Raw genomic sequence first — 13158 nt, forward strand, 5'->3', positions numbered from 1 at the left:
GTCTTTCAGCTATATTTTGTTCGATACAGATCGCGGCGTCGTGGAGGCGCGGAACGATGCGAACAGAAGTGGATGCGCCGCAGGTCGGCGTTATTTTGAAGCTGCCCAATGGCGGAGTTCTCGCTCCGGCCGATCTCGAGCTGATCGACGCGCTGCGCAAGGAACGCTCGATCATCGGCGCGAGCCGGGCGCTCGGCCTATCCTATCGCAAGTGCTGGCTGTCGGTGGATGCGCTCAATCGGACCTTCGAAAGTCCGGTGGTGGCGACCTTCCCCGGCCGGCGCGAGGGCGGGGCGGAGATCACGCCTTTCGGCGAGCGGCTGGTGGGCGTCTACCGTTCGATCGAGCGTCACGCGGCCAATTCGGCCAAGCGAACGCTGGACGAGATCATCGGCGCGCTCGACTGGTCCTATCAGAAGTCGGCCACTGACGCGGAAGCGGAGCCTCGTCGGGATCGAGCGTCCGGCCGCTGACGGCGACCGTCTTGATCATCGCCCAGGCCGAGAGTCCCTCGACCAGAGCGAGCCGCTCGACCGATTCATGCGTGATCAGCGCGTCCACATGGGCTCCGCCGAGCGAAAGCCGCGCGCGCGTGAAGGGCGGCGGCAGAAAATCCAGCTCGACAATGGCGCCGGGAAGGCGATTGAGTATGGAGACATCCATCGGCCGCGAGAGGGCGATGGAGACGTCGCGCGCGTCGATCTCCACCTCTATCGCGGTTCCCACGACGGCGTCGACCAGAGGCACGCGCAATTCCCCGCCGGCGAAAAGCAGCGTGGAGAGGCCGATGTCCGGGTCGTGCCGCAGCACGCGCGCCGGGAAAATCGAGACGTAATGGTGGGTCTGCGCAAAGAGCGGCGATGTCTTGTCCAGCATGATCGCCGAACTAGCGAGAAATGCGCCAATCTCACATTTTAGTGAGAAAAGCGGCCGTTTTGGCGCTGGAAAGGCGTTTTTGCGCGCTTTTTTGCTCTAGGGGCGGACGCCGCTCGGCGGCGCCCGCTTCGAAGGATCAGTTCGGGTTGCGAGCGGCGATCGCCTCATATTCCGCGCGGGTCAGGCGGAAATAGCCGCGGCCGCCGGCGCGCGTCTCGAACTTGGAGCCCGCGCGCTTGCACAGCAGCGTGAACCAGGCCTGCTTGTCGAGATGAGCGGGAAGGCCGTTGATTTCCCAGACAGTCGTATCGGGGCGGAAGCGCACCATGATGATGACGGCGTCGCCGACCGCGGTCGCGACGCTGGCGTCCTTTTCCACCGGCTCGACAGCCGCGGGAATATTCGCGACAACATGGCCGGCTTCGGTCGTGACGTCTGAAGAAACATTCGGTTGCACATCGTCCTCCATATTCGCCGGCTCGCGGCGTTCTCCGACTTGTCGGGCCGGCGACGGGCCGGCCGAGCCGGCGTCTCCGCCCGAGACGTTTCGTCCTATGCGAGCCGTATACCAAACTATATTGCAAAAGTTCCAGACTGGCGGTCCGCCCCTGCGGCATTCGGGCGCAGCGCGCCGAGGCGGCGCGCCTCGGTCCGGCTGGCGCCGATTTCGCGACAAAGGCCAGATTCTTGCTAGGGTCCACAATCCCTCTTCACCTCAGCCGAAGTGAGCCCGTCATGTCAGAGAGACATTCCTGCGTTCTCGTTCTCGGCATCGGCGAAACCGCATCCGCCATAGCGCGCGAGCTGTTCCTCGCCGATCATATCGTCGCCGTCCACGAGGCCGCTCCGCCGCCCGATCTCCGCCGCAAGATGACGTTTTCGGACGCTTGGTTCGACGGCTCCTGCGTTCTGGAGGGCGTGGAGGCGCGCCGCGCCGATCTCGTCGCCGAATTCATGCTCGGCCTGCGCAGCCGCATGTTCGTGCCGGTGCTGACGCATCCGCTCAACGAAATTCTCGAGCGCTGGCCCTGGGAGGTCGTCGTCGATGCGGAGATGAATCCGCGCAAGGACCCGTTCTCCGTCAAAAATCTCGCCGGCCTCACCATTGGCGTCGCGCCGGGCTCGATCCCCGGCGAGAGCTGCGATCTCGCCATAGACGCCTATGGCAAGGATCCGGGCGCGATAAGGCGTCCCGGCGAAGGCCCCGGCCCGAGCTGCGAGGCGGATCCGCCGGAGGCGGAGCCCGTGCGCGCGCCTGTCGCCGGACTCTTCAAGATGTACAAGGACATAGGCAATATCGTCGAGGCGGGAGAGGCGTTCGGCGAGATCGACGGCGCTCCCGTGCCGGCTCCCTATGGCGGCCGCATTCGCGGCATCATCAAGCAGGGCAGGGCGGTCGCCAAAGGCACGCCGCTCGCCGACATCGCCGCCTCGACCGGCGCTCAGGTCGCCGGCATGACCGCGCGCAACCGACTCATCGCGCGGGGCGTCTCCTTCGCGATCGAGATGCAGGCGGAAGGCTGGACGCCCTTTTCCTGGGACGCGTTTCTGGAGGGCGGCGGCGGCCTCTCGATCTGAGGGGCCGCCCTATCACTTCAGTGCGGGGGCAGGCGCGAGGGCTTGCCATCCGCGCCAGTGAAGGGAAACAGCCCGCCTTGGAAGCATTGTGACATATGTGTCGCTTTGGCGATGGCCTCCTCGGCCTGAGCCGAGGGGAGATTCTCGCGGGCCGATTGCATGAACAGCTCCACCCAGCGGGCGAAATGCTCCGGCTCGACGGGCAGGTTGATGTGAACGGCGAAAGGATGGCCCTGGTAGCGATCTGTGCCGAGCAGCGACTTGGACCAGAAATTCGCGATGATATCGAGATGCTGGTCGAGCTCTGGGATCGCGCTGAAGATCGGCCCCAGCAGCGGATCGGCCAGGCCTTTGTCGTAGAAGGCGCGCACGCAGGTCGTGATCGCGGCCTCGAGCGTCGTCGGCTCGGCGGTCGCCTCGGTGGAAGCTGACATTGTCTCTCCTCCTATTCCTTTGGCGATACAGCAATGCGGGCGCCAGCGCGCGCTCCGCCAGAGTCTTTGTTTTTGACGCGTTTCCAACGCCGAACCGGCGTCCGCTTCGGCTGGCGACGCTCTAATCCGCGTTGAAGCGCACGGCGCCCGATTGCGAGATGTCATAGCCGCCGAGCCGCGCGGCGCGTTCCTGAAACGCCTCGCTCGCGCAAAACCGCATGAGCGTCTGCCAGGGCGGATCGAAATAGGCTTTGCGCCAGACCACGAGATCGAAGCGCTCGACGATTTGCGGCGCGAAATCGAGGCCGAACTGGCGCGCGCAGGCCTCGAGGCCGAGGCCGACGTCGGCGCCGCCGGCGGCGATGGCGGAGGCGAGATCGGTCTCCGAGCGCTCCACGGCGGGAACGAGGCGCAAATGCTCGCGCTTCATCCCCGCCCGCGCGAGCAGCTGGGTGAGCACGAGCTCGCTGCCGGCCTCGGGCTGGCGGGATTGGAAGGCGAGGTCGCGCACATCGGCGAGCCCGTCGATTCGGCGGGGGAGGCCCTTGCGAAACATCAGCCCGCGGCGGCGCTTGGCCCATTCCATGACGACGATCGGCTCGCCCGCGAGCCGTCTCTGCACCGTTTCGACGTTCCAGCCGTCCTCCGGCTCTGGAATATGCAGCCCGGCGGCGATGCAGCCGCCCATGGCCGCGCGCTCCAGCCCGTCCAGCGCGCCGTCGAGCAGCGCCGCGACGCCGCAGCGCGATTCGCGCAGCGCCCATTCGAGCAGCGGATCATGGCCGCCGGCGACGACGAGCGGGCGCGCAGCCGCGCCTTCGCCGCGCGGCGCTCGGCCGCTCGCGCCCGCGGCCAGCCACTCCTCGATCTCGAGGCGCGGAAACAGCAGCTTTCCAGTGACGCGGCGCACCGGCAGCGCGCCTTCCGCGGCGAGATCATAGACCTTGCGTTCCTTGACGCGCAGCAGCGCGGCGAGCTCCCGCGTGGTGAGAAATTCAGACATTGTGCGTTTTTTCCGAGACGCGGAAAATTAACATAGCCGACCTTCGTCGACAATCGCCCGCTCATCCCTGTCATTGCCCAGGGGGCGCGCTCCGGCGCTGGGCGCGGTCTGTTATTCTTATGTGAAATTATGTGAAAGACTCACAAATAGGCAGAATATATGCATAAGTAAGACAAGGCTCACCTGTCGGGGCCGATCATCGGAGCAGTTCTCATGGTCAAAATGGCAAGTCTGGCGTTCGTCGCCGCTTTTCTCTCGCTGAATTTCACGCCCGCCTTCGCAGAGGCTCCTGCGGCCGATAAGGCGACCGGCGCCAAGACCGTGACCGTGTTCGCCGCGGCGAGCCTGAAAAATGCGCTGGACGAGGCCGCCGCCGCCTTCAAGAAAAAGGCGGGCGTCGAGGTCACCATCAGCTATGCGGCCTCCCTGCCGCTCGCCAAGCAGATCGAATCGGGCGCGCCGGCGGATATTTTCATTTCGGCCGACGCCGCTTCCGCCGATTATCTCTCCTCCCGTGGGCTGCTGAAGGAGGGCTCGCGCGTCGATCTGCTCGGCAACAGCCTCGTCGTCATCGCGCCCAAGGTCGCCAACACGAAGAAGATCACGCTGGACAAGGCCTCGCTGCTCGGCGCGCTCGGCGACAGCGGCCGCATCGCCACCGGCGATCCGGCCTCGGTGCCTGTGGGCAAATACGCCAAGGCGGCGCTGCAGAAGCTCGGCCTGTGGGAAGATTTGGAATCGCGTTTCGCCTTCGCCGAGAATGTGCGCGCCGCGCTTCTCTTCGTCGCGCGCGACGAGGCGCCGCTCGGCATCGTCTATCTGACCGACGCGTATTCGGATCCCAAGGTCTCGGTCGTCGCGACCTTCCCGGCCTCCTCGCATCCGCCGATCGTCTATCCCATCGCGCTGACCGCCTCTTCGACCAGCGACTCGGCGGCGAAATTCTTCGCCTTTCTGAAGGGACCGGAGGCCGCCGGCTTCTACAAGAAGCAGGGCTTCGCCGTTCTTCGCTGAATCGGCTTTCCCTCGCCGCCGCTCCCAGTCTATCCTTCGGCGGCGAGGGAACCATGACCGTAGCGCATAATCCCAAAGAGCTTTCGCGGACGGCCGCGCCGTTTCGTCTCGATCGCAACCTTCTCGCCGAGCTGGCGGAGACGGCGTTGGCCGCAGCGCGCCGCGCCGGCGCGAGCTACGCCGACATACGCCTCGGCGAGACGCGCCGCCAATTCATCCAGGCGAAGGAAGAGCGGCTCGACGAATTTTTCGAGAGCGTCAGCCCCGGCTTCGGCCTGCGCGTGCTCGTCGACGGCTGCTGGGGCTTTTATGGCGCGCGCTCGCTGGAGCGAGGCGCCCTGGCCGCGGCGGTGGAGCGCGCCATTCACAACGCCCGCGCCGTCGCGCCGATCCGCGCCACGCCCGTGCGGCTCGAGGAGACCGAGCCGCATGTCGCCGAATGGATCATGCCGCTCGGCGTCGATCCTTTCGCGGTCGATGCGCCCGCCAAGGTCGAGCGCCTCGTGGCGGTCAACGCCGCGGCGCTGGCGGCGGGCGCGGATTATTGCGTCTCCTCCTTCGCCTTCGCCACAGAGGAGCGGCTCTTCGCCGACAGCCGCGGCAGCCGCATCTTTCAGTCGCGCACGCGCACGCAGCCCTCTTTCGAGGTCACGCTGCTCGACAAGGCCTCTGGCCGTTTCGCAACGCGCGAGAGCCTCGCGCCGGCGCGCGCCGCCGGCTGGGATTATGCGCTCTCCTGCGATCTCCTCGGCGAGGCGCGTCAGGCGGTCGAGGATGCGCGCCAAAAGCTGGGCGCCAAGCCCGTCGAGGCGGGCGTGACGGATGTGGTCATCGATCCCACCAATCTCTGGCTCACCATTCACGAGACGGTCGGCCACTCCACAGAGCTCGATCGCGCGCTCGGCTGGGAGGCGAATTTCGCCGGCACCTCCTTCGTCAAGCCGCATATGCTGAACAATCTGCGCTTCGGCAGCGAGCTGATGACGATCAAGGCGGATCGCTCGCAGGAGGGCGGTCTCGCCAGCATCGCCTTCGACGACGATGGCGCGCCGCGCGCGCGCGCGGAATTCGAGATCGTCTCCAAAGGCGTGTTTCGCAATTATCAGATGGCGATGGGACAGGCGCATCTCATCGGCGCCGAGCGCTCCAATGGCTGCGCCTATGCGGACGACCCGACCGCTTTCCCCATTCAGCGCATGCCCAATATCTCGCTCGCGCCCAATCCTGAAGCCTGCGCGCTGAAAGAGCTGATCGGCGGCGTCGAGAAGGGGCTCTATATCGTCGGCGCGGGAAGCTGGAGCATCGATCAGCAGCGCGACAATTTCCAATTCGGCGGGCAGATGTTCTACGAGATCCGCGACGGCGAGCTCGGCGAGCCGGTGCGCGACGCCGCCTATCAGGGCCGCACCATTCCGTTTTGGAATTCGCTCGACGGACTGGGCGACGCCTCCACCTACCGGCTCTGCGGCACCTTCACTTGCGGCAAGGCGGAGCCGATGCAGCTCGCGCCGGTCTCGCATGGCGCGCCGGCGGCGCGCTTCCGCGGCGTGACGGTGCTGAACACAGCGCGCGACTGAATTTCCTCGCGCCGAGAGCCCCCTCCCTCACCCTCCCCCGCTTCGCGGGAGAGGGAAGGCGGTGACGTTTCGCGAACCATCGATGAAGCGCGCGATCTGCTCCCTCTCCCGCGTAGCGGGGGAGGGCTGGGGAGGGGGCTCGAGCGCATTCGCTTTCGTTGACGCGCGGTAGCGAATAGTCATTTTGCTACTCGCTACTCGCTACTCGCTACTCGCTACTCGCTACTCGCTACTCGCCTTTCACCGCCGGCTCAGAATTTGAGCTTCACCCCTCCGATGAAAGCGCGCGGCGAGCCGGCGATGATCGACGCGCCGGTCGAATTGGCGAGCAATATCGCCGGCGTCTGCACGGCGGTTCCCGTCATCAGCGTGTTGGTCAGCACATTGGCGCCGGCGACATAGGTGCGGTCGAAGAGATTCTTCACATCGAAATAGACCTCTATGTTCTTCACATAGCTGTCCGCGATGGCGCGGCTGTAATGCACATTGAGATTGACGAGCCCATAGCCCGGGACCGACGTCAGATTGGCGTTGTCGATCGTGTAGGAGCTCTTGAACACATATTCGACGAAAGCGCCGAGCCCTTTGAGATCGCCGTCCGCAATGTCATAGCCGGCGCGGCTCGTCAGAGTATGCGTCGGCACATTGGGGATGCGATTTCCGGCGCGATTATAGGAGACGGTGGATGAGAGATTGTCCCAGAAATTGGTGAAATACTGGTCGTTATAGGCATAGGCCGCGATGAGGCGCCAACCGTCGAAGGGCCGCCAATCGACGCTCGCCTCGACGCCGCGATGGATCGAGGAGGGCGCATTGAGCTGATAGCTGACGAGGCCGTTCGCCTGAGTGAGAATCTCGTTGCGGAACCATTCGTGATAGAGCGTGACGCTCGCCGTCAGATTTTTCGCCGGCGTCCAATCGACGCCGAGATCGACGCCCATATTGGTCTGCGCCTTGAGCGACGTATTATTGCCCGCGCCGGTCGGCGTATTGGTGAGATACATGAAGTTCGGCGTTCCATAGCCCGTCGCATAGCGCGCGCGGAACTGCCATTCCGGGCTGTAGCGATAAGTGAGCGAAGCCTCCGGCGCCGTGTTCCAATAGTCATTGTCGACGCCGATCTGCGTCGGCCGCGTCATGGCTCCATTATTGGCGTAATTATAGACGGTGTAGACGCCGGAGATTCTGTTCCAATTGGAGCTGAAGCCGATCGCCGCGGTGAGCTGCGGCGTCAGCGCGATCTCTTCCCGCGCGCGAATGCCGATATTGGAGTGATTGGATTCGATATTGCCGACCGCGCCGCCGATCGCGCCGTAATTCCACACATTGGGAATCTGCGAATAGAGCGGATTGTCGCTCTTCAGAGCGTCATAGAAGAAGCCGAGATAATGCGTCGCCGGCAGGCCGAAGATCGCGCCATGATTGGTGATGTCGGTGGAGGCGCTGACGCCATAGGACGGGCCGCGGATCGCGACCGGCCCGCCGAGACCGCCGAAAATGGCGGGGCCGACTTTCGGCGGCGGCCAGGTGCTATTGATGTAATCGAGATAATCATAGGTGAATTGCGTGCGCCATGTGGTGGCGTTGTCGAAGTCGTGCTCATAGCGCAGGCCGACAATGTCGCGCATTACATGCCAATGCGTGCCGAGCTGCCAGACGCTCTGATTGACGAGCCCCGAGGAGCCGCTGGTGAAGGCGCCATTCGCGGGCGCATAGAGATTGTTGCAGAAGGGCAGATTGGCGGGCGTCGCGATGCGGCAATCGACAGTCTTGCCATAGGGATTTTTGTAGAATTGCGTCAGCGAGCTGCGGTTCATGAATTCCGCGAAGGAGCTGCTGGCGAGAAATTTGAACGTCAGCCGATCGGTCGGAACCGGCGTCCATGTCGCCAGAACCTTGCCCTGGTCGAACTCATGCGCGCCGCGGGCGAGATAGCCGTCGCCGCGCGTGTCTGAGCCGAAGATCGCAAGGTCGAAATCGCCGAGATCGCGATCCGTGATCTTTTTTCCGGCGCGCAGATAATTGTTGAAATAGCCGAAGCTGCCGAATTCCGATCCGGTCTCGACGCCGTCGATCTCCTTGCCGGTCAGGCTGCGGAAATTGATCGCGCCGCCATAGGCGTAATTGCCGAACATAGCGGAAGAGGGGCCGCGATAGACATCGACGCCGGAGAAGGAATGCGGGTCCAGCATGTCGGTGCGGCCATTGCCGTCCGCGGTGACGATGGGGAATCCGTCCTCATAGAGCATGATGTTGCGGACGGTGAAAGGATAGGTCATGCCCAGCCGATTGCCGGAGCCGCGGATCGACGGCATCAGCTCGCGCGGCATCGTCCCTTGCGAGATGGAGACGCCGGGACCGTATTGCAGCATGTCCTGCACAGTCTGCATCGGCGTCGTTTCGAGGAATTTGTGATCGACGGTCGTCACCGTCTGCCCGGGCGGATCGCGATAGATCGGCTGCTGCGCGCGCTCGGCGTCGAAGCCCGGCGCATTGGAGGCGCCGCTCGCGCGCTTCTGCTCGGCGCCGACGTCGATCGGCGGCAGCTCCTCGCCGTTGGCGTCGGTCATGGTTCCGCGCGCGGCCTGCGCGAGAATGATGGAGACGGAGCGGCCATTCTCCGACAGGCGATAGGAGAGGCCGGTTCCCGAGAGCAGCCGGTCGAGTCCTTCGCGCACCGAATAGGCGCCGACGACGCCGCGCGTTCGCATCGCCTCTGTGAGGCCGACGTCGAAGACGATATGCAGGCCGCTGCGGTCGGCGAAAGCGTTGAGCGCCGTCTCCATGGCGCCGGCGGGAATGCGATAGTCGCGCAGCGCGCCGTCGCGCTCCTGCGGCGAGATGGAGGCCTGCGCGCTCGTCACCGGAGCCTCTGCGCCGAGCGTCATCGCGCTCAGCGCCAAGGCGATCGCCGTCGAACTCATATTCACGCCCTCGCCTGCCGACTTCTTCCTCGCCATGGCCATTTCGTCCCGCCGTCGCAACGCCCGCCATAGAGTTCGGGCTCTCGGGAACAGGACGCGGCAGGCGGAAAAAGCGGAACCTCCGTCGCGCGAAAAAATTCGCGCGCCGATGAGGCGTTTAAATTCAATACAGCAGGATCAGATAGCTGGTGACATGGATGGCGCGCAGGCCGAGCGAGGCCTCGATCTCCGCCAAGGATTGCAGCGCGTCCTCCTCTGCGCCGAAGACGCCGGAGATGCGCCGCGCGCAGATCGCGCGATCGACGCAATAAATATAGCCGCGATGATAGCGGCCGAGCGCGGTGAGCACATCGCCGAGCGGCTGGCGATTGACGATGAGCTTGCCGCGCCGCCAAGCGGTCGCAATGTCGATATCGACGCTCATCGGCGCATGCGCCGGCGCATCGCGCTCGAATGTGGTCTGCTGGCCTTTCTCGACGATGGTGGTCTTGCCGCCGCTGGCGACGCCGACGCGATGTTCCGTCACAGTGACGCGCGCGCCGCCTCTTTCCAGCGCGATGTCGAAGGCGGTGCCGAGCGCTGTCACGCGGCCCGCGCCGGCCTCGACGACAAAGGGGCGCGAGGCGTCGGGCGCGACGTCGAACCAGGCTTCGCCGGAAAGGAGCCGGAGCCGCCGCTCGCCCGCCGAATAGCGCAAAGCGATGGCGGAGCGCGAGTCGAGCAATGCATGCGAGCCGTCGTCCAGCGTCACCAGACGCTTCTCGCCGACGCCGGTGATGTGATCGGCCTCGAGCCGCAGGGCGATCTCGTCATAAGAGGCGAAGATCGCGACCGCCGCCGCCGCGGCGAAGGCGAGGGCCGCGGCTCTCATCCCGCGCGCGGCGCGCGGCGCCGGCCGCATGCGGCGGGCAGGGCTCATGCCGGCGAGATGGCCGTACATATGCAGCACCTCGTCGAAGGCGGCGGCGTTGGCCGGCTCGGCGCGCCACGCCTCGAAGGCGGCCGTCTCCTCCGCAGACAGCCGTCCCTCGCGCTGGCGCACGAACCATTCGATCGCGGCGTCCCCGGCTTCGTCCGGCGCGGGTTCTGTCGCCTTGTCTGCGGTCATCTCTCCATCCGTCCTCGCGGCGCCGCGCGGCCCGATGCTATAGATGACGCGGCGCCGGCGCGAGACGGAACCTCGAAGCGGGAAAAAATCACTCGGCCTCGCTCCGCAGCGCGGCGCGGCAGGCGCGCAGCGCGACGCTGACATGCTTGCGCGCCATGCGGTCGGATATGTCCATCCGCCGCGCCACCTCGGCGAGCGGAACGTCATGATAGATGTGCAGCTCGAAGGCCTCGCGGCAGCGCGGCGGCAATGTCGCCATGGCCGCTTTCAGCAGCGCCGAGCGCCGCTCATAGTCGAGCCGCTCCTCGATCGGCGTTTCCGGCGCCGGCGGGTCGATCACATAATCGCCGAATTGGAGACGACCCTCCTCGGTCTTGCGGCGGCGGGCGAAGTCGCGGGCCAGATTGACCGCGATCTGCTTGAGAAAGGCCGGCGGGTCCTCGATGGTCTCGGGCCGATCATGGCGGACCATGCGCAGGAAGGTCTCCTGCAGCAGATCCGGCGCGTCGACGGCGCCGACCTTGCGCACGAGAAAGCCGAAGAGATCGCGCTTATGGGCGAGAAACAGCTCGCGGAGCCGCCACGGTTTGGCGTCCGCAGGCCGATCGCCGCGCGACGAGATCGATCGAGACAAAGTGGAACGCCCTGGCTGGCGCGCGAGCGCGATTGATCCGAAAGGTCGAGGCCGGCCGCTCGCCCGAGGGGGCGGCGGCATTCGATTTTCAGACCGATGGCGGCGCGCGCGAGGACCAGGAGCTCGCCCAGCCGAGCGGAGGCGCGCGCGGCGACAGCCCCCGCGCGCCTATGCTGGCGACGCCGTTCGGCGGCGGCAGGAGAGGCGCGGCCGTCGGCGCGATGGCGGGCGGCTCGGCGCCTCGATCCGAGCACAGGACGCAATGATGCTCGCCGGCTTGATGGGCGAGGGGCGCTCCATCGCCGTCGCGGGCCGCTGCGCAGAGCGCGTCGGCCGAGAGAGCGGGGGAGAGGCCGATGGCCCCATGCGCCCGCGCTGTCGAGCCGAGGAGGGCGACGGCCTGCAGCAGGGCGAGAATCACCGTTGCGCAGGCGAGGAGCCGGCGCGCCGGGCGGCGCATGGAGGAGATTGTCCTCATCGGCGGCAAAAATAGGTCCGCTGGAATTCCCGGGTCAATGATCGGGCGCCGGCGGGGCCGAATATCGGAGCCGCTGTTGCGCGGCGGCCACAGTCGCGGCCGCGCCGGACGCTTTCGAATGGAGGACAACCATCTTATCATGCGACCGCCGGCCGCCGCCGGACCCGTCGAATGAGAAAGGCCGGCCATGTTCCTGACGCGAGACGACGCCCTCGCCCTCGCCGATCGTCTGCGGTCCCTGTCCGCGGCGGACTCCTGCGTGATCCATATCGAGGGCGAGGAGGCGCAGAGCCTGCGCTTCGCCGGCGGCGGCGTCACCACCAATGTCGCGACGGCGCATGTGAAAACTCGCATCGAGTCGCATGTCGGCGGGCGCGTCGGCTCGGTCTCGGTCGGCGGGCTGGATCGGGAGGCGCTCGCCCGCGCCGTGGCGCGCTCGGAGGAGATCGCGCGCCTGTTGCCGGCGGACCCTGAATTTCTGTCGCCGCTCGGCGCGCAGGTCTATTCTGAGAGCGCCCGCTATGACGAGGCGACCGGAGCGCTCGATCTCGCCTTTCTCGCCGAGGCGAGCGCGCGCGTCGTCGCCGAGGGGACGGCGCGGGGCGTGAACATGTTCGGCTGCGCGGCAGGGGGCCGCCGCTTCTCGGCGCTGGCCTCGAGCGCCGGACTCTTCGCCTATGATCGCGAGAGCTTCGTCGATCTCTCGACCACCGCGCGCCACAAGAGCGACGGCTGGTCCGGCTGGGCAGGCGCGCGGCATTTTTCGGTCGCGCAGCTCGATCCCGCCGACATCGGCCGCCGCGCCGCGCTGAAAGCGGCGCGCGACGAGGAGCCGCTCGATCTCGAGCCCGGCCGCTATACGGTGATATTGGAGCCGACGGCGGTGGGCGAGCTGGCGCAATGGCTGATGTGGATGCTGCGCGCCCGCCCGGCCGACGAGGGCCGCAGCTTCTTTTCCCGCGCCGGCGGCGGAACCAAGCTCGGCGAGGCTCTGTTCAGCGCCGATTTCTCGCTGCGCTCCGATCCGTGCGACCCGATCGCGCCAGAGGCGCCCTTCGGCGAGGAGGGCCTCGCGCAAGAGGCGCGGCTGTGGGTGGACAAGGGCGTGCTGAAGACGCTCGCGCGTCCGCGCTATTGGGCGCAGAAATCCGGCGCCGAGGCCATTCCCGCGGCGCATAATTTTACCGTCGCCGGCGGCGCGACGAGCCTCGAGGAGATGATCCGCGGCGTGCGGCGCGGCATATTGGTGACGCGCTTCTGGTATACCAATATGGTCGAGCCGCGCAGCCTGCTGCTCACCGGGCTGACGCGCGACGGCAATTTCCTCATCGAGAATGGCGCGGTCGTCGCGCCCGTGCGCAACATGCGCTTCAACGAGAATCTCCACGGCGCCTTCTCGCGCATAGCGGCGATCGGCGCGAGCGAGCGCGTGAAGACCGAGATGGGCGGCGCCGCGATCTCGGCCCCGCCCATGCTGATCGAAGGTTTCGAGTTCTCGTCGAAGTCGAGCGGCATCTGACCAGTCGTCAGCG

The 13158-nt window shown here is 66.1% G+C and carries 13 protein-coding genes; 5 read left to right on the top strand and 8 right to left on the bottom strand.

The window, feature by feature from the left end:
- Positions 1–56 precede the first annotated feature (56 nt).
- Positions 57–473, top strand: a complete 417-nt coding sequence (locus ACT53T_RS14610) for a winged helix-turn-helix domain-containing protein (protein ID WP_018266396.1) — start codon at positions 57–59, stop codon at positions 471–473.
- Here ACT53T_RS14610 and ACT53T_RS14615 read toward each other — a convergent pair.
- The gene (locus ACT53T_RS14615) at positions 388–876 is read right to left on the bottom strand and encodes a TOBE domain-containing protein (protein WP_400769460.1); all 489 of its coding nucleotides are present in this window, start codon (positions 874–876) and stop codon (positions 388–390) included. The two genes, ACT53T_RS14610 and ACT53T_RS14615, sit on opposite strands and share 86 nt — an antisense overlap.
- Positions 877–1012: 136 nt before the next feature.
- Positions 1013–1333 carry a hypothetical protein gene (locus ACT53T_RS14620; RefSeq protein ID WP_476161752.1) on the bottom strand — a complete coding sequence of 107 codons (321 nt, stop codon included), beginning with the start codon at positions 1331–1333 and terminating at the stop codon, positions 1013–1015.
- A 278-nt stretch (positions 1334–1611) separates the two neighbouring features.
- On the opposite strand from ACT53T_RS14620, the gene ACT53T_RS14625 reads away from it, so the two are divergent.
- On the top strand, positions 1612–2454 hold the full coding sequence (locus ACT53T_RS14625; RefSeq protein ID WP_018266393.1) for a hypothetical protein: 843 nt from the start codon (positions 1612–1614) through the stop codon (positions 2452–2454).
- A gap of 17 nt (positions 2455–2471) precedes the next feature.
- Here ACT53T_RS14625 and ACT53T_RS14630 read toward each other — a convergent pair whose 3' ends face one another.
- Both ACT53T_RS14630 and ACT53T_RS14635 read right to left on the bottom strand, forming a co-directional pair.
- Positions 2472–2888 (bottom strand): group III truncated hemoglobin, encoded by a 417-nt coding sequence (locus tag ACT53T_RS14630; RefSeq protein ID WP_476161753.1) that lies wholly within the window; start codon positions 2886–2888, stop codon positions 2472–2474.
- Positions 2889–3009: 121 nt separating this feature from the next.
- Positions 3010–3891 carry a substrate-binding domain-containing protein gene (locus ACT53T_RS14635; protein WP_476161754.1) on the bottom strand — a complete coding sequence of 294 codons (882 nt, stop codon included), beginning with the start codon at positions 3889–3891 and terminating at the stop codon, positions 3010–3012.
- A gap of 213 nt (positions 3892–4104) precedes the next feature.
- Between ACT53T_RS14635 and modA the strand changes: the two genes are divergently transcribed.
- Positions 4105–4905 (top strand): molybdate ABC transporter substrate-binding protein, encoded by an 801-nt coding sequence (modA, locus tag ACT53T_RS14640; protein WP_476161755.1) that lies wholly within the window; start codon positions 4105–4107, stop codon positions 4903–4905.
- Positions 4906–4958: 53 nt separating this feature from the next.
- Positions 4959–6482, top strand: a complete 1524-nt coding sequence (locus ACT53T_RS14645; protein ID WP_476161756.1) for a TldD/PmbA family protein — start codon at positions 4959–4961, stop codon at positions 6480–6482.
- 251 nt (positions 6483–6733) lie between these two features.
- On the opposite strand, the gene ACT53T_RS14650 is transcribed toward ACT53T_RS14645, so the two are convergent.
- The 4 genes from ACT53T_RS14650 to ACT53T_RS14665 form a co-directional block, all read right to left on the bottom strand.
- Positions 6734–9442 (bottom strand): TonB-dependent receptor domain-containing protein, encoded by a 2709-nt coding sequence (locus ACT53T_RS14650; RefSeq protein ID WP_476161757.1) that lies wholly within the window; start codon positions 9440–9442, stop codon positions 6734–6736.
- Between the two features lie 127 nt (positions 9443–9569).
- Complete coding sequence (locus tag ACT53T_RS14655) at positions 9570–10514, bottom strand: FecR family protein (RefSeq protein ID WP_476161758.1); 945 nt, start codon at positions 10512–10514, stop codon at positions 9570–9572.
- A gap of 88 nt (positions 10515–10602) precedes the next feature.
- The gene (locus tag ACT53T_RS14660) at positions 10603–11148 is read right to left on the bottom strand and encodes an RNA polymerase sigma factor (RefSeq protein WP_400769439.1); all 546 of its coding nucleotides are present in this window, start codon (positions 11146–11148) and stop codon (positions 10603–10605) included.
- Between the two features lie 88 nt (positions 11149–11236).
- A complete protein-coding gene (locus tag ACT53T_RS14665; protein WP_476161759.1) occupies positions 11237–11608 on the bottom strand; it encodes a hypothetical protein in 372 nt (123 codons plus the stop codon).
- Positions 11609–11813: 205 nt separating this feature from the next.
- Here ACT53T_RS14665 and ACT53T_RS14670 point away from each other — a divergent pair, with 205 nt between their 5' ends.
- The gene (locus ACT53T_RS14670; protein WP_476161760.1) at positions 11814–13145 is read left to right on the top strand and encodes a TldD/PmbA family protein; all 1332 of its coding nucleotides are present in this window, start codon (positions 11814–11816) and stop codon (positions 13143–13145) included.
- Positions 13146–13158 lie beyond the last annotated feature (13 nt).

Source organism: Methylosinus sp. DMC45, assembly GCF_056313885.1.